This is a genomic window from Cupriavidus sp. Met-2 (assembly GCF_049843575.1).
Lineage (GTDB): Bacteria > Pseudomonadota > Gammaproteobacteria > Burkholderiales > Burkholderiaceae > Cupriavidus > Cupriavidus metallidurans.
Window position 1 is genome coordinate 391,415 of sequence record NZ_JBBHZL010000003.1, and the last position, 26,297, is coordinate 417,711.

General features: G+C 65.3%; 25 protein-coding genes. 5 read left to right on the forward strand and 20 right to left on the reverse strand.

Annotation, left to right across the window (positions count from 1 at the left end; all coding sequences use genetic code 11):
* Window positions 1–35 precede the first annotated feature (35 nt).
* Genes WD006_RS10180 through fliF form a run of 6 tightly spaced genes read right to left on the reverse strand, consistent with a single transcriptional unit; the run spans window position 36 to window position 6,957 of the window.
* A complete protein-coding gene (locus WD006_RS10180; protein ID WP_029307090.1) occupies window positions 36–1,529 on the reverse strand; it encodes a flagellar hook-length control protein FliK in 1,494 nt (497 codons plus the stop codon).
* 15 nt (window positions 1,530–1,544) lie between these two features.
* Window positions 1,545–1,997: a flagellar export protein FliJ gene (gene fliJ / locus WD006_RS10185; RefSeq protein WP_011519670.1), complete on the reverse strand. Its 453-nt coding sequence runs from the start codon at window positions 1,995–1,997 to the stop codon at window positions 1,545–1,547.
* Window positions 1,990–3,450: a flagellar protein export ATPase FliI gene (gene fliI, locus WD006_RS10190; RefSeq protein ID WP_029307091.1), complete on the reverse strand. Its 1,461-nt coding sequence runs from the start codon at window positions 3,448–3,450 to the stop codon at window positions 1,990–1,992. Before fliI ends, fliJ begins: the two co-directional genes overlap by 8 nt.
* Window positions 3,443–4,279, reverse strand: a complete 837-nt coding sequence (gene fliH / locus WD006_RS10195) for a flagellar assembly protein FliH (protein ID WP_017511938.1) — start codon at window positions 4,277–4,279, stop codon at window positions 3,443–3,445. The genes fliI and fliH overlap by 8 nt, the downstream gene beginning before the upstream one ends.
* Window positions 4,266–5,279, reverse strand: a complete 1,014-nt coding sequence (gene fliG, locus WD006_RS10200; RefSeq protein WP_011519667.1) for a flagellar motor switch protein FliG — start codon at window positions 5,277–5,279, stop codon at window positions 4,266–4,268. The genes fliH and fliG overlap by 14 nt, the downstream gene beginning before the upstream one ends.
* Window positions 5,266–6,957 (reverse strand): flagellar basal-body MS-ring/collar protein FliF, encoded by a 1,692-nt coding sequence (gene fliF, locus WD006_RS10205; protein WP_029307092.1) that lies wholly within the window; start codon window positions 6,955–6,957, stop codon window positions 5,266–5,268. Before fliF ends, fliG begins: the two co-directional genes overlap by 14 nt.
* Window positions 6,958–7,326: 369 nt before the next feature.
* Between fliF and fliE the strand changes: the two genes are divergently transcribed.
* Window positions 7,327–7,647, forward strand: coding sequence for a flagellar hook-basal body complex protein FliE (gene fliE / locus WD006_RS10210; RefSeq protein WP_011519664.1), 321 nt, complete (start codon window positions 7,327–7,329; stop codon window positions 7,645–7,647).
* Between the two features lie 70 nt (window positions 7,648–7,717).
* Here the strand turns inward: fliE and WD006_RS10215 are convergent, their stop codons facing one another.
* From WD006_RS10215 to WD006_RS10250, 8 genes are all read right to left on the reverse strand, one after another.
* Window positions 7,718–7,993, reverse strand: coding sequence for an EscU/YscU/HrcU family type III secretion system export apparatus switch protein (locus WD006_RS10215; RefSeq protein ID WP_011519663.1), 276 nt, complete (start codon window positions 7,991–7,993; stop codon window positions 7,718–7,720).
* Window positions 7,990–9,333 (reverse strand): flagellar hook-length control protein FliK, encoded by a 1,344-nt coding sequence (locus tag WD006_RS10220; protein WP_060784775.1) that lies wholly within the window; start codon window positions 9,331–9,333, stop codon window positions 7,990–7,992. Before WD006_RS10220 ends, WD006_RS10215 begins: the two co-directional genes overlap by 4 nt.
* Before the next feature lie 99 nt (window positions 9,334–9,432).
* Window positions 9,433–9,777, reverse strand: a complete 345-nt coding sequence (locus tag WD006_RS10225) for a flagellar protein FliT (protein WP_011519661.1) — start codon at window positions 9,775–9,777, stop codon at window positions 9,433–9,435.
* Window positions 9,778–9,798: 21 nt separating this feature from the next.
* Window positions 9,799–10,233 (reverse strand): flagellar export chaperone FliS, encoded by a 435-nt coding sequence (fliS, locus tag WD006_RS10230; RefSeq protein WP_011519660.1) that lies wholly within the window; start codon window positions 10,231–10,233, stop codon window positions 9,799–9,801.
* 24 nt (window positions 10,234–10,257) lie between these two features.
* Entirely contained in the window at window positions 10,258–11,730 is a 1,473-nt protein-coding gene (gene fliD, locus WD006_RS10235; RefSeq protein ID WP_017511933.1) for a flagellar filament capping protein FliD, read from the reverse strand.
* A gap of 42 nt (window positions 11,731–11,772) precedes the next feature.
* Window positions 11,773–12,153, reverse strand: coding sequence for a flagellar protein FlaG (locus WD006_RS10240; protein ID WP_011519658.1), 381 nt, complete (start codon window positions 12,151–12,153; stop codon window positions 11,773–11,775).
* Between the two features lie 115 nt (window positions 12,154–12,268).
* Window positions 12,269–13,465, reverse strand: coding sequence for a flagellin FliC (locus WD006_RS10245; protein WP_011519657.1), 1,197 nt, complete (start codon window positions 13,463–13,465; stop codon window positions 12,269–12,271).
* 222 nt (window positions 13,466–13,687) lie between these two features.
* Window positions 13,688–14,008, reverse strand: coding sequence for an RNA chaperone Hfq (locus tag WD006_RS10250; protein WP_011519656.1), 321 nt, complete (start codon window positions 14,006–14,008; stop codon window positions 13,688–13,690).
* Window positions 14,009–14,919: 911 nt separating this feature from the next.
* Here WD006_RS10250 and WD006_RS10255 point away from each other — a divergent pair.
* Entirely contained in the window at window positions 14,920–16,968 is a 2,049-nt protein-coding gene (locus WD006_RS10255) for a methyl-accepting chemotaxis protein (RefSeq protein WP_029307093.1), read from the forward strand.
* Between the two features lie 47 nt (window positions 16,969–17,015).
* Here WD006_RS10255 and WD006_RS10260 read toward each other — a convergent pair whose 3' ends face one another.
* Complete coding sequence (locus tag WD006_RS10260; protein WP_011519654.1) at window positions 17,016–18,128, reverse strand: CoA transferase; 1,113 nt, start codon at window positions 18,126–18,128, stop codon at window positions 17,016–17,018.
* An 8-nt stretch (window positions 18,129–18,136) separates the two neighbouring features.
* Complete coding sequence (locus WD006_RS10265) at window positions 18,137–19,138, reverse strand: tripartite tricarboxylate transporter substrate binding protein (RefSeq protein WP_029307094.1); 1,002 nt, start codon at window positions 19,136–19,138, stop codon at window positions 18,137–18,139.
* A 141-nt stretch (window positions 19,139–19,279) separates the two neighbouring features.
* Between WD006_RS10265 and WD006_RS10270 the strand changes: the two genes are divergently transcribed.
* Window positions 19,280–20,221: a LysR family transcriptional regulator gene (locus WD006_RS10270; protein WP_035820604.1), complete on the forward strand. Its 942-nt coding sequence runs from the start codon at window positions 19,280–19,282 to the stop codon at window positions 20,219–20,221.
* Here WD006_RS10270 and WD006_RS10275 read toward each other — a convergent pair.
* The gene (locus WD006_RS10275; protein WP_011519651.1) at window positions 20,178–20,732 is read right to left on the reverse strand and encodes a DMT family transporter; all 555 of its coding nucleotides are present in this window, start codon (window positions 20,730–20,732) and stop codon (window positions 20,178–20,180) included. The two genes, WD006_RS10270 and WD006_RS10275, sit on opposite strands and share 44 nt — an antisense overlap.
* 109 nt (window positions 20,733–20,841) lie before the next feature.
* Between WD006_RS10275 and WD006_RS10280 the strand changes: the two genes are divergently transcribed.
* Both WD006_RS10280 and WD006_RS10285 read left to right on the forward strand, forming a co-directional pair.
* Entirely contained in the window at window positions 20,842–21,753 is a 912-nt protein-coding gene (locus WD006_RS10280) for a LysR family transcriptional regulator (RefSeq protein WP_029307095.1), read from the forward strand.
* A 164-nt stretch (window positions 21,754–21,917) separates the two neighbouring features.
* Window positions 21,918–23,459, forward strand: a complete 1,542-nt coding sequence (locus tag WD006_RS10285; RefSeq protein WP_035832347.1) for an MDR family MFS transporter — start codon at window positions 21,918–21,920, stop codon at window positions 23,457–23,459.
* 28 nt (window positions 23,460–23,487) lie between these two features.
* Here the strand turns inward: WD006_RS10285 and WD006_RS10290 are convergent, their stop codons facing one another.
* Genes WD006_RS10290 through WD006_RS10300 form a run of 3 tightly spaced genes read right to left on the reverse strand, consistent with a single transcriptional unit; the run spans window position 23,488 to window position 26,281 of the window.
* On the reverse strand, window positions 23,488–24,183 hold the full coding sequence (locus tag WD006_RS10290; RefSeq protein ID WP_029307097.1) for a class I SAM-dependent methyltransferase: 696 nt from the start codon (window positions 24,181–24,183) through the stop codon (window positions 23,488–23,490).
* Between the two features lie 46 nt (window positions 24,184–24,229).
* Window positions 24,230–24,994, reverse strand: a complete 765-nt coding sequence (locus WD006_RS10295) for a TylF/MycF/NovP-related O-methyltransferase (RefSeq protein ID WP_029307098.1) — start codon at window positions 24,992–24,994, stop codon at window positions 24,230–24,232.
* A 9-nt stretch (window positions 24,995–25,003) separates the two neighbouring features.
* On the reverse strand, window positions 25,004–26,281 hold the full coding sequence (locus WD006_RS10300) for an ATP-grasp domain-containing protein (protein ID WP_227874023.1): 1,278 nt from the start codon (window positions 26,279–26,281) through the stop codon (window positions 25,004–25,006).
* Window positions 26,282–26,297: the final 16 nt, after the last annotated feature.

Consider the following 26,297-nt stretch of genomic DNA (forward strand, 5'->3'; position numbering starts at 1 on the left):
AATGGGAGAGAGGGGGAAATCGTGAGGCAGTCGAATCAGGCAAACGTATCGACTTCCCCACGCGCCAGCACGCGCGGTGCGCGAGGCGCTGCCGCCGTTGCCTGGACTGGCGCATCCTGCGTCAGCCCGGCGGCCTGCGCGAATGCGCTGCCGCTGCCCGGTTGGCGTTGTTGCTGCTGGCCGCCGTTGCCAGCCTGGGCGAAACCATCGCTGCCGACAGACGTTTGGCCAAGCTGGATACCGGCTTCGGCCATCGACGTGCGCAGGTGCGGCAGCGCGGCTTCCACCGCGGCGCGCACGGCCTGGTGCGGAGAGACGAACTGGGCCTGGGCCTGATCGTTGACCACATTGAGCACGACCTTGAGCGGGCCGAGGTTCGGCGGGTTCAGGTCGAGTTCGGCGGTCTGGCTGCCTTGCGTGGAGAGTCGCACCATCTGCTGGCCCAGTGCTTGCGCCCACTGGCTGTCGCCAAGATTCGGTGCGACTGCCGGGCGTGCCGCTGCTGCGGCGGCCGTGGCCTGTGCGGCGTTCGCCTGGGATTGCGCGGACAGGGCCGATGCCAGCATGGCAGCGCTGCTCGGATTCGTGGCGCCGGTGTCGGTGCCTTCACCGGTGCGTGCGCTGGCCTGCGCCATGGCATATGGCGTGGCGACGGGCGTCTGGCTGGCTTGCGTCGTGTCGGCTTGCAAGGTCGGTTGCGCGCCGTGGCCGAGGCCGGTCTGTTGCTGGCCAGCGTTTTGGCCGCGTGCGTCCTGTGCACCCGTCTGTGCCGGGGTGTTGAGCGCGGCGGCGATCTTGTCAGCGGCGGTCGGCGTGCTGTTCTGCGCAGCCGCGCGCTGCTGGGCGATCGTGGCCAGCGTGTCCGCCGGGCTTGGCGTGGTCCCCTTGGCGGCAGTGCCCGCGGTAGTCGTGGCCGATTGCGCGTCGGCGGCCTGAGCCAGCAGCGTGGCGGCGTCGGTGGCCGGGTTTGCTTGCGTAGCGGTCGTGGTCGCGGTGGCAGTGGCCTTAGCGGCTAGCGGGAGGCCGTTGGCTCCGGCTAGTCTGGCTGCATCCGCGGCTGCATTGGCGGCTGCGTCAGCGGCCGCGCCACCGGTCAGTGCCGTCGTGGCGGGCGCGGCCTGCTGTGCCAGCATCGCGGCGGCCAGGGCTGCTGCGGCAGCCTGCGCGTCGCTCGAGGGTGTCGAGCCATCGTCGCTGGCTTGCGTGCTGTCGTCTTTCTTGCCGGTCGTGGCGTTGGTCTTGCCGTTGTCTTTCTGCTGCGGTGTGCTGGAAGCGCCCGACGTACTGGCCTGCGTAGTCTGCTGCCGCGTGTTTTGCGATGCGTCTTCCTTCGGCGCGCTGGTCTGGCTTGAGTCCCTGGGCGTGCTGGCGACCGGTTGCGCGCTCTGCGGGGCGCTATCACGCGCGCGCGAAAGCGCGTCCTGGAATGCCTTGGCGTCCGCGGCGGCGGTGCTGGCGGCGTTGGACTGCGTTAGGGTCTTGAGGGCGGCGTTGGCGGTGTTACCGATAAGCTGGCTGATATCGATCATGGTCTCTTCGTCGGATCAGGTTCGGCCGGCCGCCGGCTGGCGGGCGATGCGGGCCGCGTATTCGTCGTTGGCGCGCTGCTCGCGCCGGGCGGAGACTTGCTGCTCGCGTGTTTCCGCCCGCGTGATCAACGTATCGAACGAGTTCTGGCGGCGCTTCTGCTGCTGCCAGTTTGCGCGTCCGGCCAGCAGGTCGGCCTCGGCCTTGGCCAGCGCATTGGTCTGCTGACGGATGGCGTGGTCAAGCGAATCGAGGAAGCGAGAGAAGTCGTGCCAGCGGCTCGACGACATGCCTTCGGCGGCGATCGCTTGCATCCGGATCCGGTACTCCTGCCGGTACTGTGTCAGCGCGTTGAGCTGTTGCTCGGCCTGGGTGCGCAGCCCCTGCAGACGGCCCAGTTCGCGCGCGGCCTTGTCCGTGTCGTCCTGGGCCAGATCGGCCAGAGTATTCAGCGGATTGTGCTTAACCATGATGCGTCCTCTCGAAGAGATCGTGCAACTGGGCGATCGAGGCGTCGTAGCCGGCGCGTTCGTGAATGTCCTGCTGCAGGAAGGCCTCCATGCGCGGATACATGCGAATCGCGAGATCGAGCTCCGGATCGCTGCCGGGCACGTAGGCCCCGACACTGATCAGGTCGCGGTTGCGCTGGTAGCGCGACATCAACTGCTTGAAACGCCGCACGGAGGCAAACTGCGGCGCGTCGATCAGCGCAGTCATGGCGCGGCTGATCGAAGCTTCCACGTCGATGGCCGGATAGTGGCCGGCTTCGGCAAGGCTGCGGGACAGCACGATATGGCCGTCCAGAATGGCGCGGGCGGAGTCGGCGATCGGATCCTGCTGGTCGTCGCCCTCGGTCAGCACCGTATAGAACGCGGTAATCGAGCCGCCGCCTTCGGGGCCGTTGCCGGTGCGTTCCACCAGCGTCGGCAACTTGGCGAACACCGAGGGCGGGTAGCCTTTGGTGGCGGGCGGCTCGCCGATGGCCAGCGCGATTTCGCGCTGCGCCATCGCGTAACGGGTCAGCGAGTCCATGATCAGCAGCACGTGCTGGCCCTTGTCGCGGAAGTATTCGGCCAGACGCGTCGCATAGGCAGCGCCCTGCATGCGCAGTAGCGGCGAGGTGTCGGCCGGCGCGGCCACCACCACCGAACGCTTGCGGCCTTCCTCGCCGAGGATGTTCTCGATGAATTCCTTCACCTCGCGGCCGCGTTCGCCGATCAGGCCGACCACGATCACGTCCGCATTGGTGTAGCGCGCCATCATGCCCAGCAGCACGCTCTTGCCCACGCCGGAACCGGCGAACAGGCCCATCCGTTGGCCGCGACCGACGGTCAACATGCCATTGATCGCGCGCACGCCGGTGTCGAGCACGGTTTCGATCGGCGCGCGTGTCAGCGGGTTGATCTGCGTGCCGGCCAGCGGAACTTCGCTGGCGGCGGTAATTGGGCCGAGGCCATCGAGCGGCCGTCCGGCTGCATCGAGCACACGGCCGAGCAGGCCATCGCCAACCGGCAGCCGCTTCGATCCCTGCTCGCGCGGCGCGCCGGCGCCGATGATGCCGTTGGGCAGCGGCGACGGCTCCAGCGGATAGACGCGCGCGCCCGGTACCAGGCCGGCCACGTCCGATTGCGGCATCAGGTAAAGACGGTCCGCGCCAAAGCCGACCACTTCGGCTTCTGCCGTGCGTGGGCCGCCATGCGAATGCTGTCCGGTGGGCAGTTCGATCAGGCAGTCGCTCCCCACGGGCAGACGCAGCCCCACGGCTTCCAGCACGAGTCCCGCGGCACGCGTCAGGCGGCCACAGGTGCGCTTGCTGTCAATGTCGCTGACGCCGGCCGATGCGGCTGCCAGTGCGTCGCGCCAGCGGCCGACGTGCGCGGGGGGGGCGTCCGGCGCGGTGGCCTGCGCTGGCTCGTCATGCATGGGGCGGCTCCCACGGATCGTTGCGGCCCAGCGCCTTGACCACGCGCTGCCAGCGCGTGGACAGGCTGGCGTCCATCTCGCCGCTTGCGGCGCTGGCGATGCAGCCACCGCGCGCGATCGACGGGTCGGCCCGCAGTGTCCAGCCGGCGGCTTCGAGTTCGCCGCTCAGGTGTGTTTCCACCAGCGCGATGTCTTCCGGGTTCAGCAGCAGGCAAGGCGCGCCGGAGAGCGGCGGCTCGGCGGTCAGCAGTTCCCGCGCAGCCGGTAGCAATGCGGCCGGATCGAGCTCGACGGTCTTGCGCACGAGCTGGCGGGCCACGTCCAGGGCCAGGCCGATCAGCGCGTCGGAGATATCGTTATCGACGCGGCCAAGCGCGTCGCGGAAGTTGGCGGCAAGCTGCTGCAGGCGGGCCGCTTCATTGCGTGCCGCTTCGAGCCCGCGTGCGTAGCCTTCGCGGTGGCCATCGCCATAACCTTGCGTCTGGCCCTGGTTGTAGCCCTGCGCGTAGCCTTCCTTGCGGGCGCCGTCGCGCATCGCGTCCAGCGCTTCGAAATCGATTGCCGGGGGCGGTGGCGGCTCGGCAGGCAATTGCGCCGCCAGCGCCTTGCGCAGGACATCGCGTGGATCCAGCGACTCCATCTGCCAACGCTGCCAGCTTTCGCCGCGCGAACGTGGACGGGCAGGGGGCTGGAAGCCCTGGAAGCCGTCGTCGCTCTCGTGCAGGTTGGTCAGGCCGCCGGTTGCGCCCTTGGAGGGCGCGCCGAAGAACCCTGGATCGCCGTGGCCCGGGCCACGGCCAGCGGAAAAACCGCGGTCAAACGTAGGCATCGTCGCCTCCGCCAATCTGGATTTCGCCGGCCTCGGCCAGACGTCTCACGACCTGCAGGATGGCCTTCTGCTCGGCCTCGACCTGCGACACGCGCACCGGTCCCAGCGCCTCGAGGTCCTCGCGCAGCATCTCGCCGGCACGCGTCGACATGTTGCGGATGAACTTGTCGCGCAGCTCCTGCGGCGCGCCCTTGAGCGCGACGATGAGCGATTCGGTGGCCACTTCCTTGAGCACGCGCTGGATGCCCCGGTCTTCGATTTCCAGCAGGTTCTCGAACAGGAACATCTCGTCGATGATCTTCTGCGCCAGGTCGGCGTCGTGCGTGCGCACACCGTCGATGACCGCTTCCTCGTGCGCCGTGCTCATCAGGTTGATGATCTCGGCCGCCGTGCGGACGCCGCCCATGCGGCTGCGCTTCAGGCTCTGGCCGGCCAGCAGCTTGGTCAGCACGTCGGTCAGTTCCTGCAGCGCGCCCGGCTGCACACCGCCGAAGGTGGCGATACGCAGGATCACGTCGTTGCGCAGACGTTCGGTGAAGAAGCCCAGCACTTCCGAAGACTTCTGGCGGTCCAGATGGATCAGGATCGTGGCGATGATCTGCGGATGCTCGTCCTTGATCAGTTCCGCCACCGACGTCGAATCCATCCAGTTCAGCGAGTCGATGCCGCCACCCGGATCGCGCGATTCGAGGATGTCCTCGATCACGGACAGCGCGCGCTCCTCGCCCAGCGCCTTGTTCAGCACGCTCTTGATGAACGTGCTCGAATCGACGTCCAGCGCCAGGTACTGCTCGGTTTCGTTGCGGAACTCGGACAGGACCTCGGACATTTCCTCGCGCGTCACCGATGACAGGTTGGCCATCGCCGAACCGAGTTGCTGCACTTCGCGCGGCGACAGGTGCTTGAAGACTTCGGCGGCTGCATCCTCGCCCACGGCCATCATCAGGATGGCGCTCTTCTGCAGGCCCTTTTCGGGCACTCCCTTGTTAGCCTTCGTCATTTGCCATCCAAGTCTTGATTACGCTGGCGACCAGGCGCGGGTCGCGTTGCGCGGCGTCGCGCACCAGGGCGAGATCGCTTTCATATTTCGCGGCCAGGCGCAGCACTTCCGGATTGGTTTCTTCTTCCGGCGGCAGCAGAACGGCTTCGGTGGCGGCTGCCGTCTCGGTAGGCGCGGGCAACGGCGGCGCGGTGTACTTGCGCAGCACCGGACGCGCGACCTTGAACCACAGGAACACGGCCAGCAGGGCCAGCAGCAGGTAGCCGACGCCGGTCTTGGCCAGGTCGATCATCTGCGGCTGCTTCCACACCGGCACTTCCGGCTCCGTCTTGATGTCGCTCGTGAACGGGCTGTTGACCACGTTCAGCGAGTCGCCGCGGTCGGCGGAGAAGCCCATCGCTTCCTTGGTCAGGTTTTCGATCTGGGCCAGTTCCTTGGCCGACAGCGCTTCCGTCACCGGCTTGCCCTTGGCATCGACCTTGGTGCGGTAGTTCACCACCACGGCCACCGACAGACGTTTCACACCGCCTGCTGCCTGCTGCACGTGGCGCACCACGCGGTCGAGTTCGTAGTTGGTGGTGGCGTCGCGGCGGCTGTTGCTCGGGCCGGTCTTCTCGGCCGTCTGGGTCGTCTGGGTCGTCTGCGCGGGCTGGTTGGCCTGTGCGGGCGGATTCGGCTGGCCGGGCTGGCGCGGCGGTTGCGCCGTGGTGACCGGCGCGGCGGCGGCGGCTGGCGGCTGGTTCGACAGCGCGCCGGGCACGCCACCTACAGGCGTGCCACCCTGCGAGTTCGATTCGCTGGTCTGCTGGCTGCGGATCGCGGCCTTGGTCGGGTCCTGGTTCGGCTTGTAGCTTTCGTCGGTATGTTCGACCGACGAGAAATCGACATCGGCCGTGACCTGGGCGTGGATGTTGTCCTTGCCGAGGATCGGCGCGAGGATCGACTCCACGCGCTTGACGTAGCCCTGCTCGACCTGTTGAACGTACTTGAGCTGGCTGGCATCGAGCGAACGATCGTTGGTGCCGGACAGCAGGTTGCCCTGCTGGTCGACGATCGAGATCGACTTCGGCGTCAGTTCTGGCACGCTGGAAGACACCAGGTGCGTGATCGCGGCCACCTGGCCTTCATCGACGGCGCGCCCCGGGTAGAGTTGCAGCACCACGGAGGCGGTGGGCTTCTGGCGCTCACGTACGAACAGCGTGGGCTTGGGAATCGCCAGGTGCACGCGGGCCGACTGCACCGCGCCGATCGATTCGATCGAACGGGCCAGTTCGCCTTCCAGCCCGCGTTGATAGTTGACCTGTTCGGCGAACTGGCTGATGCCGAACTTCTGGTTGTCCATCAGTTCCATGCCAGTCGTGCCGCTTTTCGGCAGGCCTTGGCTGGCCAGGCGCAGGCGCGTCTCGGCCACCTTGTCGGCCGGCACCATGACCGCACCACCACCTTCGGCGAACTTGTAGGGCACGTTCATCTGCTGGAGCGACTGGATCACGGCACCGCCGTCACGCTCCGACAGATTGGAATAGAGCACCTTGTAGTCCGGCGCGCGGGACCACATCACACCCACGGCGATAGCGGCGACCAGCGCGGCGCCGCCCAGCATCATGGGCAGGCGCGGGTTGGCCTTGACCTTTTCGAGCAGGGCCGTGCCGTTCGGCAGGGTTGCGGTCGCGTTCATGCGCGCGTCTCCGGCTTGGCGAGGCAAAATTCGCCCTTGCCACTCTGGCCTTTGCTGCCGTTAATCTTCCCGGCACGGCTCAAATCACGCTGCAGAAAAAACACGCGCACTCCCCGCGATAGTTGATGTTCATGGCCGGGGGCGGGCTGCAATGGTCGCGGCTGTTCCGCCAGATCCGGCACGGTAGCGATGATCGGGCAGAAGGGCCAACGACAATCGGCTGAATAGGGGAGGTTTTCCCGTCGATTTCGTGCTTTGGCCGGCACGGGCGGATGGGTACAGTGCGAGGACTGGAACTGGATGACGTGTGATTCATTGGGCGCGTCGTCCGTTCGCCTCTCTCTTCAAGTTCAAGGACCCGGACGCGTCATGACCATTTCTTCCATCGAGGGCATGCTCCAGCAAATGCGCGCCACCGCGCAGGTGGCCGGCGGCGGCGCCGCGCCCCAGGAGGCATCGGCGGCAACCGAAAGCTTCGCGGGCGAGCTGCAGCGCTCGCTGCAACGCCTGAATGCCACGCAGGACCGTGCCTACGGCAAGGCCGAGGCATTCGAAATGGGCAAGGCTGGTGTGTCGCTCAACGACGTGATGATCGACATGCAGAAGGCCAACATCTCGTTCCAGACCGCCGTGCAGGTGCGTAACCGCCTGACCGCCGCGTATCAGGAAATGATGAACATGCCCGTGTGATGACGATCAGGATCGCCCGGCCTAATCAATTGGCCGGGCGTATTCAGCAAGGATCCGGCGATGCGCCGGATCAACCCTGGCTGACCGTGGCATCCTCGATCTGATGCAGCCACGCCAGCAATTGGGCCACCGCCAGATAGAGCTGGGGTGGAATCTGGGAGTCCATGTCCACCTGCATCAGCAGGTTGACCAGCGCCGGAGAATTGTGGACATAGACTCCGGCTTCCTGGGCGCGGGCGATGATTGATTCGGCCGTGACGCCGTAGCCCTTGGCCACCACGCGTGGGGCCTTCTCGCCTTCTTCATATGACAGCGCCACCGCGGCGCCGCGCGACGTGTCGCTCATGACGGGACTCCCGCTTCCGTTGGCGCCGTATCGGCGCGTGCCGTGATCTGGCCCACCACGAAGCCGCTGGCCGCCAGACGCCCGTGCAGATCGGGAATGGCTGCGCTAAGTCTTGCGACAGTGTCATCCAGCGGCGCATTGACTCGCACGTCCAGCATCGATGGCGATAGCGTCACACTGGCTTCGACCATGCCCATGCCTGGCATCTGCACGACCAGCCGTGTGGTCCAGCTCCGCGCCTGGTGCTGCGTGCCGGATCCATCCTCGTCGACCGGATTCGGCGACACTTCCCATGACATCTGCGTACCTGACCAGGCTTCACCTTGCCAGCGGAACTGCTGGGCGGCCAGCAGTTCGAGTTGCTGGCGCATCAGGCCCTCTGTCGCCGGGTGCACGATCTGGCCTTGCGCTGGGGGCGGTGCGGCGGGCGGTTCGGACGACGACGCATGCGTGGCCAGCAGAGACGCGCGTGGCGCGTTGCCCGCGTCGGCAACGCTGGCATACGACTGGGCTGCCTGCAGCGATTGCGTGCGTGCGCCGTCGGGTGCGGGAATCGGATCGCCGACGGTGATGGTGCGGGTGACCGGCGGGTGACGGCCGAATGACGAAACCTCCGCGGCGCGATTCGCGGCCATGCCGCCTGCGCTGCCCGTTCCGTTGGCAGTACCCGCGCCATGTGAGGTGTTTCCCGCCCGGCCGGTGGCGTCGCCATCCGGTGCGTCGGGAAGGTCCACGGCAGCAAGCATCGTCGCACGCGCCGCATCGGCGGCCCGAGGTGAATAGGGCAGCGCCAGCAACTGGCGCAGTGGCTCATCAGGAGCGGGCGGGTTGGCGCCGTTGGCGGTGGCGCGTGCCAGCACGGCCTGGGGCTCGCGTGCGATGTCCTTGAGCGTACGCGCTCCGCTCACCCATTCGGCGAGATGCGCTTCATAAAACATGCCGCTCTGGTCGAGCAGGCTGGCAAGCTTGGTGGCCAGCAGCGGCGCGGATTGCATTTCCGTGCGCGTGGCGAGTGGTGTGGTCGACTTTAGCGCGGCGGCGGCCTCGTCGGCATTCGCGAACAGGTCGAGGATCGTGCGCGCTGCGAAGCTCAGCGTTTCGCGCGTCGAAGTGACGACGGCGCCGGCGGTATTGCCGGCCGATGCTTCGCCGGGCCGCGCACCGGGCACGCGGCCAGCGGTGCCGAGATCGGTGCTGGTGTCACGCGAACTGGTCTCGTTCGTGTCCTGGACCGGCATCAGCGCGGCCAGCTTGTCGACCGCCAGCGCCGTGCGCTGTGTCAGCAGGTCGTTACGTGCGAGCTGGCCAGCGTCAGGCTGGGAATGAATCGGAATCGACATGGAACGGGCCGTGACATGGGGCGTTACGGATGCATGAGCTCAAGGCGCCGCATTGGCGCCGCGCGGGGCGCCCTGTGAACGTATCTCTCAGCGAATCTCTCAGGCGGAAACGCCGTAGGCCTCGTTGACGTCGCGGCGGCGGCGGGCGCTGCCGAGCAGTTCCCCGAGGCGTTGCAACTGTGGCATCACCAGATCGCGGATCGCGGCGTCGTGAGCCAGCAGCTTGGCCAGCAGGGCCTGACGCTGCATACGTTCCTGAAGCGTCGCGGGCGGGTGTGTGTCTCTGCCGCGGAGTGTTTCCACCTGAGCCACATACACACGCTGGACTTCGGTCATCGCGTCCCAATTGCCATGGCGGGCAGCTTCGAGCATCTGCTCCGAGAGCAGGACGAGTTCCTCGTAGATCTGGATGACCGACGGGGTGGCAGGCATTTTGGAGTACATCGTCTCAGTTCCGGAAGGTAGTCACGAGTTGGCAGCGATCGGCTGTGCGGCCAGCGCGCCGTTGGCGGCTGGATTGCCGATCTGTGCCCAGGCGCTGGAGAGGTCCTGCAGCAGGCTGTCGACCTGGTCGAGCAGCGCTTCGTCGTTGCGCAGGTTGGCCAGCATGAGTTGGCGCGACATATAGTCGTACAGCCGTTCAAGGTCCGCGGCAACGTCGCCGCCGGCATTGTGGTCGAGCACGGCGCGCAGGCCGTTGTCGATGATGTCGATCGACTTGGAGATGGCGTTGCCCTTGGCTGCGATGTCGCCGGCCGCCAGGTGGAACTTGGCACGTGCGATGGCCGCGCGCGCGCCGTCGTAGAGCATGACGATCAGCTGGTGCGGACTGGCACTCATGGCTCCGGTTTCGACACCCACCTGGGCGTAGGCATTGACGGCATTGCGGCGCGCGAACATGTGGACTCCTGCTGTTGGCTGACGTTACTTCTTGCTACTGCTTGTGCCGTTCATGGCGCTGAACTGCTGCGTCAGGTACGAACTGGTGTTCTGCATCTGCGACATGATCACGTCGAGTTGCGTGAACTGCGTCTTGTAGTTGGCGATGACCGCGTCGACGCGGGTCTGCGTTTCATCGTACTGATTGCTCAGATCCTTGAGCGTGTTGTTGATGCCGGCCGTGGCCGTCGTCAACGCGCCGTTGCTGCTGGTCAGGCCCGTGACGAGCTTGTTGATCTGGTTGCCGTAGCCACTCACGCCGTCGGTGTTGCCGAACAGCCCTGCAACCGCGCCGGGGTTGCTGTTCAGCGCCGAGGTCAGCTTGGTGGTGTCGAGAGCAAGCGTGCCGTCGTTCTGGAACGAGATGCCGATCTGCGACAGCGTGGTGAGCGCGTTGCCCGACTGCGGCGTGTTCATCACGCTGCGCATCTGGGACTGGATGATGCTCAACGTGGAATCGCCCGTCAGCGGAGAGCCGGTCTTGGTGCTCGGGTCGTAGGCCGACAGCGAGGCTGCGGTGTTCTGGAGGTTGTTGTAAGCCGCGACGAAGGCCTGCACGCCGGAGACGATCGAACTGTTGTCGCGCTGGACCGTCACACTGCTAGTACCGGTCTGGGTCAGGTTAAGGACCACGCCTGGCACCGCGTCCGCCACGGAATTTCCCTTGCTCTGGACGGCGATGTTGTTGACCGTGAGCTGGGCGTTCTGGGCCGCAATGGTCTGCTGCATGTTCTGCGTGCCGGCTGGATCGTATGCCACCAGATCCGAGAGGCCGGTGCCGCCATCGGTTTCATTCACCGACATGCGCACGCTGTTCGTGGCACCGGTGGCGTTGGAACTGATGACCAGGCGATAGGGCGTGCCCGAACCGTCGTTGACGATGCTGGCTGTGACGCCGGCATTGGCCTTGTTGATCGCGTCGCGAACGCCCTGCAGCGTGTTGTTGCTGCTGTCGATCGTGATGTCGACGCCGGTGGAGCCGCTATTGGCAGTGAAGGTGGCGCCGGTGTACTTGCCGTAGGTGGCGCTGGCCGGGTTGCTGTCCAGCGTGCCACCCGTGATCGCACCGAAATCGATATGGATCGTGCCGGTGCCGACGGCGGTGGTCTGCGATGCCTGTCCGGTGGAAACCACCGACTGCGACTGCGCCAGTTGCGTGACGTTGACCGAGTAGGTGCCTGGCACCGCAGTGGTGCTGCCGGTGGCGCTCAGTACCGAGGTGTTGCTTGCGCTTGCCGTGGTGGATTGGAAGAACGTGGGGTTCGACAACTGGTTGGCCGATGCCTGGAACGCCGCGAGCATGCTCTGCAACTGGCCGTACGCGGACAGTTTGGTCTGGTAGCTGCTCTGCTGGGTCTTGATCGCGGTGAGCGGGGCCTGTTCAGCCGTGGTGAGCTGATCGAGCAGGCTGCTCAGGTCGAGACCGGAGCCGACGCCGAGGTTGGAGATCGTAGTCATTTCTTGTTTTCCAGGGGGCTTCTGGTTGGGGCTGCGACGATGTCAGGCGGTCTGGTTGACGAACAGCCCTTGCAACTGGGCCAGCGCGTCGGCGATACGCACGACTTCCTCTGTGGGAATCTGTCGGATGATTTCGCCGTTGGCCTTGTCGACGATCTTGGTCACGACGCGGTTGGTCTCGCGGTCGATTTCAAACTGGACGCTGACCGATGCAGCGCGCAGGGCCTCGGTCAGTTTCCTGACTGCCGCGTCCGTGCTGGGGCGCACCGCCGGTTGGTCAGGCGCCGGTGTGGCCGACGTGACGCCCGCCGGTGCTTGTGATGTATCCGCAGGCGTTGCGGATGCGCGTAGGCCGGGCTGTGGCAGGGACACGCCGACTGCCGCTTGCACTACGCCGGACGATGGAGCAGTTTGGGTTGCCATGATTGTCCTGACTCGGTCATCTCGAAATGTTTTCCCAGAGCCGAAGCCCTGGGGAAATACTCCGGGCGCAAGAAAGCCGGACACGAGGTCCGGCCTTCCTGCTTACGCGGTGCGATTAACGCAGCAGCGACAGCACGCCTTGCGTGGTCTGGTTCGCTTGAGCCAGCACCGAGGTACCAGCTTGTTGCAGGATGTTCGCGCGGGTCATGTTCGACACTTCCGTTGCGTAGTCAGCATCCTGAATGCGCGAGCGCGACGACGACAGGTTGGTGATGGTCGTGCCCAGGTTCGAGATCGTCGAATCCAGACGGTTCTGGATAGCACCCAGCGAGCTGCGCAGGCTGTTCACCGTTTGCAGGGCGTTGTCGAGCGTGGCCAGCGGGTTGGCCGAGGCGCTGCCCGTCAGGGTGGAAGCGGTCACGCCAGTGGTGTTCAGCGTGAACGATGCCGTCGCGCCCGTCGTGCTCGTCGTCGAGTTCGGGTTCAGTGCAACGTACATGGTCATGGCCGAGCCGCTGGTTGCGGTGGTCATGCCCTGGTTCTTCAGTGCCTGAGCTTCCGTGGCCGACGCCGGCGTGACGGTGACTTGTGCGAACCAGTTGCCGTTCGCGTCAACCATGGCCTGGTTGCCGATGGCCACGCTGCTCGAGCTGATACCCAGGGTCGTGGCCAGCGTGCCGCCGACGGCTTCCGTGATCGACGACGTCGTGAACGTGGTGGAGCTACCGAAGACCTTCTGGAAGTTGGCAGCGGTGGCGGCGGTGACGGCGCCTTGCGGGCCGTTCACGTTGAAGCTGTTCAGGCCCAGCGTCTTCGTGCTGATTTCCTGCAGGTTCACAGCGATGGTCTGGCCGTCTTGCGCGCCAACCTGAATGTTCACGCTCTTGGCGGTCGACGACAGCACCTTCACGCCGTTGAAGTCGGTCTGGGCCGACAGGCGGTCGATTTCCGACATACGCTGCGTGATTTCGTCCTGGATCGACTTCAGGTCCGAAGCCGAGTTCGAACCGTTGGCGGCTTGCACCGACAGGTCGCGGATACGCTGCAGGTTGTTCGTGACTTCGGTCAGCGCGCCTTCCGTCGTTTGCGCCAGCGAGATGCCGTCGTTGGCGTTACGCTGGGCAACGGTCAGGCCGTTGATGTTCGACGTGAAGCGGCTGGCGATGGCCAGGCCGGCTGCATCGTCCTTTGCGCTGTTGATGCGCAGACCCGACGACAGTCGCTGAATGGCGGTGTTCAGCGCCGATTGCGACGTGTTCAGGTTGTTCTGAGTCATCAGAGACAACGAGTTGGTATTAATGACTTGCGCCATGGTACGACTCCTATTTGCAATGTTTTAGGCATTCCGGCGGGTGCCGTAACGTTGGCTGCCTGCGTTGCAGGGCGTAGAGTGCCTCCGTTGCAAAGGTTATCGACCGGGCAGGGGGAGACTTTAGAGTGATCTTTGCGGGGGTTGCGCGCGCAACTTGACCTGGTGTTTGCGTGGTCGTGGGCCCGCATCTATATAGAAGGGCGCCACGACTTGCTGCGCCGCTCAGCGGCGCTTGCGCGTGCGCGGGGTGTAGAGGCGCACGAAGTCCGGCGATGTTTCGGCCTCGAGCAGCACCGACGTCGTTTCGGGCGCGTGGGCGGGGGTCACGACGGTAATCGCGCGTTTGTAGATCAGCGTGGGGGTGGGATCTTCGGCGCTCTGCCCAAGCAGCACCATATAGTTGTCCGATGCCAGGACGACACCGGTCAACCTCGTGCCGTTCGACAGATGGACGATGACTGCGTTGCGGCTTGCGCCGTGGGCTGCGTAATGCAGGTGCTGCAGTTTCCGGCTGGGTCTTGGAGCCTTTTTTTCCTTCTTCACAACTTCTCCGGAAGAACCCGCGAGGGATCTGGCGGCTGACAACGGTCCGATGACCACATGATTCGATCTGTAACGCACTATGGGTGACGTTTTGTGCGCTCAGATCGTGGTGCGCTTTGAAACATTCGCTCTCGGAGCCGGAGGTGGCGCAGGAGCTGGCCGGCATGAACGCGGCGGGCAGACGATTCGCGAATATCGGGGGCGCTGCCCGGCCATCACGTCCAATCGGCGCAGCCAGGAGAGAAGGGGAATACTTCAGACGGGGAGAGTAACAAAGTTTTACAAGCATTGACTGAGCGGCTGCTTGTCTTCGACTAGAGTCATTACTCTATTTGTGATGTTGTCGCGTGGAGCGAGTTGTGGCAGGCGCATGCGGTATGCTGCCATCGGAACGCCCGGCCAGATGCCGCCAACCCGCGCCAGCTAATGCTTTGCGGGAAATTGCCGATATCTGACGAAGAGCCCGCACGTGACTTTCGCGCTACTGAGAAGCTAGCAAGTGATCTTCGGATTACACCCGCCATCAGGGGAATCCCTGATAGAAGCGCGATTTACACCTCATGTAAGCGGGTTTATATTCGAGCGCTGGACCGGGTACAGCCGGTCCTTCTGAGCAGTCCTGGAAAGCCTACGAGCACCCCGCGCGTAGGCTTTTTTTTCGCGCTGGCTGGTCGGGCCGACGATGGTCTGACGCCGTCTGTCTGGTCTCCGGTGCCGGTGCGTGTTGCGCAGATGGATTAGATGCCATTTGTTGTGCAGTCAATCCACCGAATACCTGCCGATTTCCCCCTCAATTCGTTTTTGCGCTTAAGTCCGCCCGCGACGCCGCCGATAGGAGGCCGTGCGATGCCCGGTTTCGGGCGGATATCGCTCGTACGAACAATCGGATCACAAGAGAAAGGTACGAAGTGATGGGCTTGCGAAAAATGGGGATCGGGGCGCGGCTGACCTTTGCTTTCAGTCTCGTGGTGCTACTGCTCGCCGCGGTTGCCGCGGTTGGGGTGTCGGCGCTGGGCAGCATGAACGATGCCATGCACATGGCGGTGGAGAAGCGGCTGCTGCGGGTGATCGATCTGAATCACGCCAAGGCGCACGTGCTGACGATCGGTCTGATGGTGCGCGATGCGGCATTGACCGAGGATGCCGCGCTGGTCACGACGAACGCGGCGAAGATCGCCCGGTTCCGCGAGGAAATCGACGCGACGCTCGAACCGATCGGCAAGACCCTGGTGGCGTCGGGCAACGCGGAATGGAAAGCCGTGTTCGAGCAACTGACGCAGGCACGCGCCACCTATGACGGTCAGCTCGACCTGGTCATGCGCCAGCTGGGCGCAGGGGAATACGATGGCGCCCGCGCCGGGCTGACTGCCACGCTGCCGTCATCGCAGGCCGCGTACTTCGACAAGCTGGACGCGATCGCCCAGCTTGGCCAGAAGCTGGCCGTGGAGGCGGTGGAGGATGCAACAGCGCGCTACGCTTTTACGCGCAACCTTCTGATCGGCATGGCAGCTCTGGCGGCGATCATTGCCGCGCTGCTGGGTATCGGCATGACACGCTCGGTGACGCGTCCGGCCCGGCAGGCGCTTGATGCTGCCGAGGCGCTGGAGCAGGGCCAGCTTGCGCACACCATCGAAGTACGCAGCCAGGATGAGATGGGCCGGATGCTCGGCGCGCTCGAGCGCGCCTTTGGCCAGCTCGGCACGCTGGTTCGCGGCATCCAGCACGCGGCCGGTTCGATCGACACCGCCGCGCGCGAGATCTCCAGTGGCAATACCGATCTGTCCCGCCGTACCGAGCAGCAAGCGGCATCGCTGGAGCAGACTGCCGCGTCAATGGAGCAGTTGACGTCCACCGTGCGCCAGAACGCCGAGAACGCGCGACAAGCCAACCAGCTTGCCGCGAACGCATCGGATGTCGCCACCGAAGGCGGCCGCGTGGTGCGCAGCGTGGTGGATACGATGGACGGCATCACCCAGTCCTCGGCACGCGTGGCCGAGATCATCGGCGTCATCGAAGGTATCGCATTCCAGACCAACATTCTTGCGCTGAACGCCGCTGTGGAAGCGGCGCGTGCCGGCGAGCAAGGTCGTGGCTTCAGCGTTGTGGCGGCCGAAGTGCGCAGCCTGGCGCAGCGTTCATCGTCGGCGGCCAAGGAAATCGGCGATCTGATCAATGGCTCCGTGCGGCAGGTAAAGGAGGGCGCGCGCCAGGTCGAAGTAGCCGGCAAGACCATGGATGACATCGTCGGCGCGGTACGCCGCGTCACGGACATCATGGGCGAGATCACCGCCGCCAGCGAGGAGCAGAGCGCCGGCATCGAGCAGGTGGGCCTGGCGATTGCGCAGATGGAAACCGTGACGCAGCAGAATGCCGCGCTGGTGGAAGAAGCCAGTGCTGCCGCCGAAAGCCTGATGCAGCAGGCCGGCGGGCTGGTGACGGAAGTCGCGCGTTTCGATCTGGGCCAGCAACAGCAGCGCGAAGTGCCGCGCGCGCCGGGGCCCGTGGCAGTCGTTGCGCAGCCGGTTCAACCGGCGCCACGCTTGCCCGCTGCTGCGCCGAAGGCATTGACGCCGAGGCCATCGCCCCAGAAGGCATTGACCCAGAAGGTATCGACCCAGAAGGTATCGACCCAGAAGGTATCGACCCAGAAGGTATCGACCCAGAAGGTATCGACCCAGACGGCCGCCGCTGCCCCGCAGCGCCCGGTGCAGCCATCACACCAATTGCGCGCGCCCGCAGTGCCCGCCGCCGTGCGACCGCCCGTGGTACGCAAGACCTCGGCGGCCCCGGTACTGGCGCGCCAGCCAGCCACGCCAGCCAAGGCCCGCCAGCCGGTCACCCATCAGCGCAAGGAACCCGTACTGGCTACGCCCTCGAGCCGTCGGCCCGTGGCAAAGGCGAGGCCATCGGCCGCACCGGTGCCCGCGACGGCCGATGGCGGCGATTGGGAAACGTTCTGAGCGCGCGCCGGTGCGAGGAGGCCAGCATTAGTGCGGATTAGCCCGGATTAGCCCGGATGTCGCCGGGCACCGAAGCCCAGGCCCGGCGACATGACTTCGGTGTCGCCATCGCGCAGTGTGACAGTCGATATGCGGCCGTGACCTAGCGCCGCTTCGGCAAACTCGCCCAGCTTGCGTACCTTCGCTGCGGGTACCCCGCGCGTGGCGAGGCGTTCCTCGAGTTCGTCGGCGCGCAGCATTTGCAGGCGTTGCGCGATGATCGTTTTCAGCGCGGCAGGGTCGCGTGAGCGCACGAAGGTGGCGGGGGACTCCGCATCCAGTGGTTCGGCAAAGTAGGCCGGGTCGGCGGCAAGCTCGGACAGTTCCAGGACTTCGAGAAGGCGCAGCAACTGGCGTGGGGTGTTGGCGCCGAGTGCAATCCAGCCGTCGGTCGTGGGGAAGAAGTCCGCCGTCGGGCTCCCCGAGTAGCCCCGGTTGCCCACGCGAGAGGGCGAAGTGCCATCCGTCAATGCCTCGCAGGCAAAGCCATACATGAGTTGCATCGCTGCGCCGGTCATGGAGATGTCGAGCTGAATGGCGCAGCCGCAGCGATCGCGCTCGCGCAGGCCGGCCAGAATGGAGAGCGCAGCCTGCATACCCGTTGCGGCGTCGACGACAGGGAAACCGGTCTTGATCGGCGGGTCGTTCTCGTTGCCCGCCAGAAAGGTCATGCCTGTCGCCGCCTGAATGACATGGTCGTATGCGGGGCGGCCCGACCAGTCGGCACTGCCGCGACCAAAGCCCGAAATCGAGCAATACACCACACGCGGATTCACCGCCCGCACCGCTTCGAAGCCGAGGCCGAATCGCTCCAGCACGCCGGGGCGCAGGTTGTCGACGACGACATCGCACGTGGCCGCCAGGGCGAGAGCGTCGGCGCGGCCCGCTTCGGAGCCCAGGTCAATGTCACGACAGTCCTTGCCCGCATTGAGCGCGAGAAAGCCCTTTCGGCCAGTTTCGGTCCTGCGCATGACATCGCCGCCATTGGCGTTTTCCATCTTCAGCACATCGGCCCCGAGCTGTGACAGGTAGAACGTTGCCAACGGGCCCGCGATGACATGCGAGAAATCCAGTACGCGGACGCCGGCAAGGGGGGAGAACGAGAGGTTTTCGGTGGTCATGGGTGGCCTCATTGCAGCGAAATATGGTTCGATTCGATGATCCGGCGGTACTTGACCATCTCGTCGGCAACGAATCGGTCAAAGGCTTCCTGGCTCGGTGTGGGGTCGATCACCGAACCCGCCTTTTGGAACATGTCACGTGTGCCCGGATCATTCAGGGCCTTGATCACAGCAGCCTGCAGGCGTGCAACCACGGGCTTTGGCACGCCGGCGGGCGCCCAGATGCCGAACCATGAATCCAGCGCCAGATCGTTCCGGCCCAACGCCTCGTTCAGGGTTGGCACCTGGGGCAAGCCGGGCAAGCGGGATGCGGAGGTAACCGCCAATGCACGCACCTTGCCGTTCTCGATCTGTGGAATCGCGGTCGATGCAATCGGGAAGCCAAGTGTTGCATCGCCCCGGATCAACGCGGGAACAACCTCGACCGAGCCTTTGTACGGCACATGGACCAGGTCGATCGTCGCGGCGCTTGCCAATGCCGCGCCCGACAGATGGGCGGCGCTGCCGATACCCCCCGACGCATAGTTGAGCTTGCCCGGCGATTTGCGCGCTGCCGCGACAAGATCGGCCACGGACTGGTAGGGCGAGGTGCTCTTCACCAGCATGACCTGCGGGCTGAAGCCCGTACGGATGATGTGGGTGAAATCCCTGGCAGGGTCGAACCTGACCGACGGCTGCATCAGTTTCTGCACCAGGTGTGTGGAGGCGCCGATCATCAGCGTGTAGCCGTCAGCCGGCTGCTTGGCGACGAATTCAGCGGCAAGAATGCCCCCTGCGCCAACCTTGTTCTCCACAACGACCGGTTGCCCCAGGTCGCGCGAGACGACTTCGGCCAGCTTGCGGGCCTGGATGTCCGGGCCGCCACCTGCGGCGTAGGGAACGATCAAGTGCACGGGCCGCGCGGGATATCCGGCTTCCGACGAGGCTGCTGCCGCGCTAGCCACCCCTGTCGTGCCGATCGCCACTGCCAGGCCGGGTAGCCATGCCAGTCGCCTTGCGATTTGCCGCATTTTGTCTCCTCTTGCTCTGGTCTTGCTCTAGTGAGCTTGTTCGACAGCATTGTGCGAGCCGGATTCTTTCCTGTAAATTATGATGTCTTGATAGCATCATCACGATTTGTTATGACGCGGGTATCGCCTGAGCAACACGGTATGGGCCTCCACAGGCCAGCGCGCGCGCAGCGGCTGGATCGCTTGCGCATCCGGCATCTACGCTTTCTGGAACTCGTGGCCGAGCATGGCTCGTTGACGACGGCGGCCGCACAACTGGCGCTCAGCCAGCCTGCCGCAACCAAGATGCTGCAGGAGCTGGAATCGGCGTTCGGGGTGGAACTGGTCGCGCGTACCACGCGCGGCGCGGCACTATCCCCTGCGGGACTGGTTGCGCTGGACCGCCTGCGTATCGCGCTCAGCGCGCTGGCGGTGGCGGCTCAGTCAACGACGGAAACACCCCCTGCTCCCGTGGTGAGGCTTGGCGTACTCCCGCTGGTTGGCGTGGTGATCCTGCCGAGATTGCTGGCGGCAATGGCTGCGCGGCCAGACTGCCCAAGACTCGTCGTGCGTGAATCGACGGTGGGCGGGCTGCTTCGAATGTTGAGCCGTGGCGATGTCGACTGCGTGATTGGCAGAATCGGCGTGGAGCTGGATGAGCAGGCCGCCAGCAGGCTGGCGGTGACGCCGCTGTGGCAGGAGCCGCTCGCCATTGCGTGCGCACAGGACCACCCGCTGCGCCGCAGGCGCAACGTCGGGTTGGCGGAACTGCGCGAGCTGGGTTGGATCGTGGCGTCACGCGAGGCGTATACGCGCCAGGTGTTCGACGACACCTTCCTGTCCGCAGGCCTGGTGCCGCCCCATCCCAGGGTCGAGTCGTTCTCGTTCCACACGAATCTGAGCGTGGTGGCAAGCAGCGATCTCTTGACCGTCGCGCCGGAAAGCGCCGTGGCGCACTATGCGCAACTGGGAATGGTGCACCCGGTACGCCATGATTTTTCGTTCCCGGTAGGGCGCACGGTATTCATCACGATGGCGGAGATGGGGGCCTGGCCCGGCATCACGCTGATCCGGGATGCCTTGGCTGATCTGACTGTCCCCTGAGATTTCGCTCGCTCAATGCGCTGCCCGTGGCCCGCGTCGGCTGCCATTGCATGACGCAGATGCCCGCCAGGACCAGCACCACGCCGGCCAGGCGCGCCAGCGTGACTGGCCGGGCCGGCAGGCCGACCAAACCGAAATGATCGACCAGCATCGAGGCCAGCAACTGGCCGGCCACGGCGCCGACGATGAAGTTCGCGGCGCCCATGCGCGGCGCCAGCCACAGCGCCGCCGTGATGTAGATCACGCCGAACAGCCCCCCGATCCATTGCCACCACGGTCCCTGCGCGGCCGCTGCGAGATTGGGCGGCGGCGCGCGCAGTGCCAGCAGCACGGGCACGACGGCAACCAGGCTGATCACGAGCGAGATCACGGTGGCCCAGAGCGGGTGCCCGAGCGCGCGGCCCAGCGTGGCGTTGCTGCCGGCCTGGAACGGGATCATCGCGCCAGCCAGAAGCGCGACGCCCAATGGCATCCAGAGCGAGCCAGCGGATGCGGCAAGCGGCGAGGTCATGATAATTTCTCCGATTCGAATGCAATCTGAATGCAATCTGTTGCCGGGCATGTTGCACGCGCCGCCGCCGCAATGGAAATTCGCAATCCATACATGAGACATTCGCCGCATGGATGACCTGCGCCGTATCGACCTGAACCTGCTGTTGACATTGCACGCCTTGCTGACCGAGCAGCATGTGACGCGTGCCGCCGTGCGGCTGCACAAGAGCCAGCCGGCCGTCAGTCACGCGCTGGCCCAGTTGCGCGATATCTTCGACGACCCGCTGCTGGTGCGTCGCGAGAACGGCCTGACGCTCACCGCACGCGCGCGCGATTTGCTGGGCCCGCTGGACGATGCACTGGGTCAATTGAACGGACTGGTGGGCGAATCCACGTTCGACGCCGCCCATGCGCGCCGCTGTTTCCGGCTGGCTCTGTCCGACTATGGCGCGCGCAGCGTGTTGCCCGCGCTGATGCGACGGCTGCGCCGCGAGGCGCCCGGCATCGACGTTGCCGTGGTCCAGGCTGGCCGCGAGGCGATGCTCGCGCAGCTTGCCGACGGGGAGACCGATCTGGCGATCGGTGTCTTTCCACGGCTGCCCAGCGATATCGAGGTGGCTACGCTGTTCGAAGACCACTACACGAGCGTGGCGGACCGGGCCACGCTGCCTCGGCGGGGGCCGCTGTCGGTGGAGGACTGGCTGGCGCGGCCGCATGTGCTGGTGGCGATGCGTCCCGACGCGCCCAGTGAGATCGATCTCGCCCTGGCCGAGGCTGGCATGCAGCGGCATGTGGCCCTGGTGCTGCCCCATTGGGGCGCTGCGCTCGATCTCGTGCCCGGCACCGACCTGATCCTGACCGTCGCGACCCGCGCGGTTGCCGCGGCGCCAAATCGCGCGCTGCGGGCGTTCGCGCCGCCGATCGCGCTGGCGCCAGTGCCGTTCCAGCAGGCATGGCACGCGCGGCGCAGGGCCGATCCCGCGCATCGCTGGCTGCGCCAGACGGTGTGGGAGTGCAGCCAGCAGCCTGAGGGCACCTAGCCGCGCGGTTTCGAGGTGGTGGCGGGTGATGGGGCGAGCACGCGCCGCCGGGCTGAAAGCAAGCCGACAAGCACGGTTTGAAGCGCTCGCATAAAATAGCGGCTCTTCTTGACCAACAAGAGCAGGCAGGCCGTCCGGCCAATGCCTGCCGTGCAGGCTCCTCCATGTCCGCTCCGCAAGCGCCCTCCGCCCCGCATTCACCCCCAGACGTGCCCGTGATGCAGGTTATCTTCGGCCTGATGCTGGCCATCATGCTGGGTGCGCTCGAACAATCGATCGTGGCCGTGGTCCTGCCCGAGATCGCCTTGCAGCTCAACGGTTTCGAGGACATGGCGTGGGTGATCTCCGCCTATCTGGTGGCGTCCACCGTGGTTACGCCGATCTACGGCAAGCTGTCCGACGTGCTCGGGCGCCGTTCGGTGCTGACGTTCTCGATCGTGCTGTTCGTGCTGGCGTCGATCGCCTGCGCGATGGCCACGACGATGCCGATGCTGATCGTTGCGCGCATTCTGCAGGGCCTTGGCGGTGGCGGCCTGATCTCGGTATCGCAGGCAACGATCGCCGACGTGGTGCCACTACGTGAACGCGGCAAGTACCAGGGCTACGTCAGCGGCGTCTGGGCCGTGGCCAGCATGGCTGGGCCCGTGATTGGCGGCTACCTTGCGCACTTCCTTTCATGGCGCTGGATTTTCTGGATCAACATTCCGCTGGGGCTGATCGCGCTGGTCGTGGTGCGCCGGGCGCTGCGGCATCTGCCGGTCAGCGGACGCAAGCATCGCATCGACTACCTCGGCGCGCTGCTGTTTGGTGGCGGCCTGTCCGGCGTGCTGGTGTTCCTGACGCGGATGGGGCAGGGCCACTCGCCGCTGGAGCCGCAGACGATCGGCCTGCTGGCTGCCGGGCTGATCGGTCTGGTGCTTTTCATCTGGCAGGAGCGGCGTGCCGTCGACCCGGTGATTCCGCTGAAGATGCTCGCCGTGCCGACCGTCGCGATCTGCTGCCTGACGCTGTTCCTGTGCTTCTTCCAGTTGATCGCGATGTCGGTGCTGCTGCCGCTGCGCTTCCAGGTCGTGGGCGGCGCGGGCGCCGACACCGCCGCACTGCGGCTGGTGCCGCTGACGCTGGCCATTCCGTTCGGCGCCTATGCGTCGGGCCGGCTGATGTCGTGGAGCGGGCGTTACAAGCCGCTGCAACTGGCTGGCTGTCTGGTGGCGCCGATTGCCATCGTCGGGCTGGCGTTTGTGCCGCCGCAGGCGGTGGTGCCGGCCGCGCTGGTGATGATCGTCCTGGGCCTGTCAATCGGCCTGCAACTGCCGAGCGGGCTGGTGGCCACGCAGAACTCGGTGCCGCCGCAGCAGGTTGGCATCGCCACCGCGCTGACCGCCTTCTCGCGCCTGCTTGGTGGCGCAGTGGGCGTGGCGGTGCTGACCACGGTGCTGATCGCGCTGCTACGCCATAGCGGCATGGCGGTCAGTGACCTGCATGGCGGCGAGGATGTGCTGATGAGCATGTTCCGGCGGGCCATGGATGCGGGGGATCAGGGCGATGCTGCCGCGGTGCGCGAGGCGGCGGAGCATGCCTTCCGCCTGCTGTTCCTGATGAGCGCGGGCGTGTCGTTGATCGCGCCGTTCTTCGTCATGCGGCTCAAGGAGAAGACACTGCGCGGCAGCCCGGCCGGGGCAGCGGCGTCCGCCGCTGCCGAGTGATGCGGCGCGGGTTGCCCGCGTCCGCCATTCAGCTACGTGCGCGCAGTTCGTACACCCCGAGCCACGACGCTGTCTTGCCGATCCGGCCGCCGGATGCGCTCCACAGTACATCGAGGAGGCGGTTGTACTGGCGTGTGAACGCGCCCTTGATGCCACGGTTGACGTAAAAGGACCGCCACAGGCGCGTGCGATAGGGGTCCTTGAAGAAGTGAATGTCGACCATTTCAAGCAGGCCGGCTTCGCCATAGGAAATCGGCATGCCGGTTGCGCCGAACGCGTGCCGGATGCTCTGCGGCAGGTACGGGCGGATATGCGAGAAATCGTGATAGAAGCGCTCACCGGGCGTTGGGCTCAGCATTATCATGCGGCCGTTCCTTGCCAGTTGCGCGCAGAGGCGGGGTACCAGTGCGACGAGTGCGTCCGGCGTGACGTGCTCGATGAGATGGCTCAGAAACACCACGTCGAATGGGTCCTGGGTCGTGGCGAAGAAGGCCTCCGGCTCGTAGGCCTGGAAGCCCTTTTCGCGGGCGCCCGCGACGTAGGCCGGATTCGCGTCGACGCCGGTGACCTCCATGCCCAGGCTTGCGAAGACGTTCAGGAATTTCCCGAGTCCGCAGCCGAAGTCCAGCACGCGTAGCGGCCTTGCGCTTGCGGCCTGATACTGCCGCATCAGCGACATGACGCGGACATACTCCAGGTACTGGTAGTGGGCGATTCTTTTCATGATCGGAGTCGTGCTGCGGAACTGTTCGTCGGGTACACCAGACCGCTCAGGAGCGGGCCATCGCGGGTTGCTTGACGAGCAGGGCGTGGCCGTTGAGGTTGTGAATGAACAGCCCGTCATCGTGGGCCGCGACGATTTCGTTGACGGCCTGGTTCGCGCCTTCGCAGCCGAATACGGCAAAGTCATCGAATACGACCATGCCGCCCGGCTGAACCCGCGGCCAGATTTCCGCGAACGACTCCTTGACGGAGCGGTAAGTGTCGACGTCGATATGCGCGAGGCAGATCGATGCCGGCAGACCTTGCAACGTGTCGTCCGGGAAGATGCCGCGGTGGATCCGGCATTCCACGTTGGCCTTCGCAAACAGGCTCCGCACGATGTCTTCGTCGGTGTCGGCGTGCTCTCCACCCGAGTAGAGCGTATCGAACTCGGCATCGTGCTTGACGACGCCGCTGAAGGTATCGAACAGATGCACCGGCCGGTTGTTCAAGGCATGAGCCATCAACGCACCGGTGCCGCCCCGCCATACACCGACTTCGACGATCTCGCCGGCAACGCGACGGCATTGCCGCGCAAGACTGTAAAGCTCGTAGCAGCGGTAGATGTCCACCATGGTGAACGGCTTGACGATCTCGTAGATGGCGGAGAATGCCTCGTCATCGAGCCACGGTGAATAGGTGGCAAAGGGGATGACCTGAGAGTGGCTGCACCCTTCCCTGAGCGATTCGAATCGGGTCTGCCGCATCCGGTTCAACAGATCTCTTCGCTCCGTGCGCAGCACAGCCAGAAAATCGGGAGATGTCTTTTCCATGGGTTCCGTCTACTTGATAAGGAACTCGACCATGTCCACATCGAGAACGGGGATTGCGAGCTTTCTCGCGACCTCGAGTCTCTCGGGAAAATGATTGTCGATAAAGATTGAGTCAGGCGAGATATGGTCGGCCTTTGAGCCGCCGTCGGTGATCACGATGATCTGATCGAAGATGCCGCGGCTGATATGGGCCTTCTCGAGTGTCTGAGCGACATCGAACGCGTGCCGGGTGATCAGGTTCACCTTCTTGCCGTCCGCCTTGGACTGATACAGGAACGCCATGGTTTGCGGCACGGCATGTCCGTTCAGCACCAGGGTGTCGTCGAGATCGACGAAGACAGAGTCGTAGGCGAAATCCAGACGTGTACGCGTGGCGATACTCCGCTCCACCAGGTTGACGTGCGGATTGTCCAGCGCGACCAGATCGCGGCCGAGGTGATCCTGCACCGCCATCAGCGGCAGGTTCACGCCGCGCGCGCGCTGCGCGACCATCGTGCCGGCAACGCGGCATGAAATTTCGAGAAGCTTCCAGCGGCCATCCTTGTCCTCCTTGAGCTGGAAGAACCAGGGTCCGCGGAGCTGCAGGCGTCGATTGATCTCGCGAGCGATGCCTTCGATCTCAGGGGATAGCGCCAGCAAGCGGGAGCGCATGGTGATGCCCGCCCGCACCCGTTCGCGGGTACGCGGTCCGGTCCAGACGAGCCGCCGTTTGCGGTCCGTGAAGCAATCCACGGTGATCTCTTCGCCCGGAAGGTATTCGACCAGGACCGGGAACTGCATCGCGTCCATCGCCGCGCGAGCCTGTTGCGGATCGTTTGCCAGCGTCACGCCCTGGCCGCCCTGTCCAAGATCCGGCTTGACGATGATCGGCCACGCTTTCACCGCCTCGACCGACTCGAACATGTGCGGCGCCCAGTCGGCATCGCGAAAGCACGCGTAGGTGGCGCTCTTGCGCCGCGCGATGGCCGCGGTCTGCGGGTCGCCATTGATCAGCGTGACGCCCATGCCAGGGGCGCGCGGCGCGAGATAGTCGAGCACGGAGTCGTGCGTTGCGAAGACGACATCAATGTCGAGTTCGACAAGAAGCCGCGAGAAGGTGCTGTCGAATTCGGCGTCGCTGATCTTCGGCAACCCGCCAACGTACCGTTCGAAGCGAAAGCGGCCGTGGTCGTCCACGCTGGATGCGCCGAACAGCTCGACATGCAACGAATACCTGAGCGCCTGGTGAATCTCGGCCGCGTTCTCCGAGCCGCAGGGGAAAACCAGGACCTTCAGTTTCTTGTTCATGGACGCATTCATTCCG

What these genes read in the sequence shown, in the direction of transcription:
- fliE (WP_011519664.1), top strand. Translation starts at nt 7,327, where the DNA reads ATGACCATTTCTTCCATCGAGGGCATGCTCCAGCAAATGCGCGCCACC.
- fliS (WP_011519660.1), bottom strand. Translation starts at nt 10,233, where the DNA reads ATGTTCGCGCGCCGCAATGCCGTCAATGCCTACGCCCAGGTGGGTGTC.
- WD006_RS10285 (WP_035832347.1), top strand. Translation starts at nt 21,918, where the DNA reads ATGTCCGCTCCGCAAGCGCCCTCCGCCCCGCATTCACCCCCAGACGTG.
- WD006_RS10290 (WP_029307097.1), bottom strand. Translation starts at nt 24,183, where the DNA reads ATGAAAAGAATCGCCCACTACCAGTACCTGGAGTATGTCCGCGTCATG.
- fliH (WP_017511938.1), bottom strand. Translation starts at nt 4,279, where the DNA reads ATGCCTACGTTTGACCGCGGTTTTTCCGCTGGCCGTGGCCCGGGCCAC.
- WD006_RS10280 (WP_029307095.1), top strand. Translation starts at nt 20,842, where the DNA reads ATGGATGACCTGCGCCGTATCGACCTGAACCTGCTGTTGACATTGCAC.
- fliI (WP_029307091.1), bottom strand. Translation starts at nt 3,450, where the DNA reads ATGCATGACGAGCCAGCGCAGGCCACCGCGCCGGACGCCCCCCCCGCG.
- WD006_RS10260 (WP_011519654.1), bottom strand. Translation starts at nt 18,128, where the DNA reads ATGACCACCGAAAACCTCTCGTTCTCCCCCCTTGCCGGCGTCCGCGTA.
- WD006_RS10300 (WP_227874023.1), bottom strand. Translation starts at nt 26,281, where the DNA reads ATGAACAAGAAACTGAAGGTCCTGGTTTTCCCCTGCGGCTCGGAGAAC.
- WD006_RS10215 (WP_011519663.1), bottom strand. Translation starts at nt 7,993, where the DNA reads ATGAGCGACACGTCGCGCGGCGCCGCGGTGGCGCTGTCATATGAAGAA.
- WD006_RS10180 (WP_029307090.1), bottom strand. Translation starts at nt 1,529, where the DNA reads ATGATCGATATCAGCCAGCTTATCGGTAACACCGCCAACGCCGCCCTC.
- fliJ (WP_011519670.1), bottom strand. Translation starts at nt 1,997, where the DNA reads ATGGTTAAGCACAATCCGCTGAATACTCTGGCCGATCTGGCCCAGGAC.
- WD006_RS10220 (WP_060784775.1), bottom strand. Translation starts at nt 9,333, where the DNA reads ATGTCGATTCCGATTCATTCCCAGCCTGACGCTGGCCAGCTCGCACGT.
- fliF (WP_029307092.1), bottom strand. Translation starts at nt 6,957, where the DNA reads ATGAACGCGACCGCAACCCTGCCGAACGGCACGGCCCTGCTCGAAAAG.
- WD006_RS10265 (WP_029307094.1), bottom strand. Translation starts at nt 19,138, where the DNA reads ATGCGGCAAATCGCAAGGCGACTGGCATGGCTACCCGGCCTGGCAGTG.
- WD006_RS10270 (WP_035820604.1), top strand. Translation starts at nt 19,280, where the DNA reads ATGGGCCTCCACAGGCCAGCGCGCGCGCAGCGGCTGGATCGCTTGCGC.
- WD006_RS10245 (WP_011519657.1), bottom strand. Translation starts at nt 13,465, where the DNA reads ATGGCGCAAGTCATTAATACCAACTCGTTGTCTCTGATGACTCAGAAC.
- fliD (WP_017511933.1), bottom strand. Translation starts at nt 11,730, where the DNA reads ATGACTACGATCTCCAACCTCGGCGTCGGCTCCGGTCTCGACCTGAGC.
- fliG (WP_011519667.1), bottom strand. Translation starts at nt 5,279, where the DNA reads ATGACGAAGGCTAACAAGGGAGTGCCCGAAAAGGGCCTGCAGAAGAGC.
- WD006_RS10225 (WP_011519661.1), bottom strand. Translation starts at nt 9,777, where the DNA reads ATGTACTCCAAAATGCCTGCCACCCCGTCGGTCATCCAGATCTACGAG.
- WD006_RS10275 (WP_011519651.1), bottom strand. Translation starts at nt 20,732, where the DNA reads ATGACCTCGCCGCTTGCCGCATCCGCTGGCTCGCTCTGGATGCCATTG.
- WD006_RS10295 (WP_029307098.1), bottom strand. Translation starts at nt 24,994, where the DNA reads ATGGAAAAGACATCTCCCGATTTTCTGGCTGTGCTGCGCACGGAGCGA.
- WD006_RS10255 (WP_029307093.1), top strand. Translation starts at nt 14,920, where the DNA reads ATGGGCTTGCGAAAAATGGGGATCGGGGCGCGGCTGACCTTTGCTTTC.
- WD006_RS10240 (WP_011519658.1), bottom strand. Translation starts at nt 12,153, where the DNA reads ATGGCAACCCAAACTGCTCCATCGTCCGGCGTAGTGCAAGCGGCAGTC.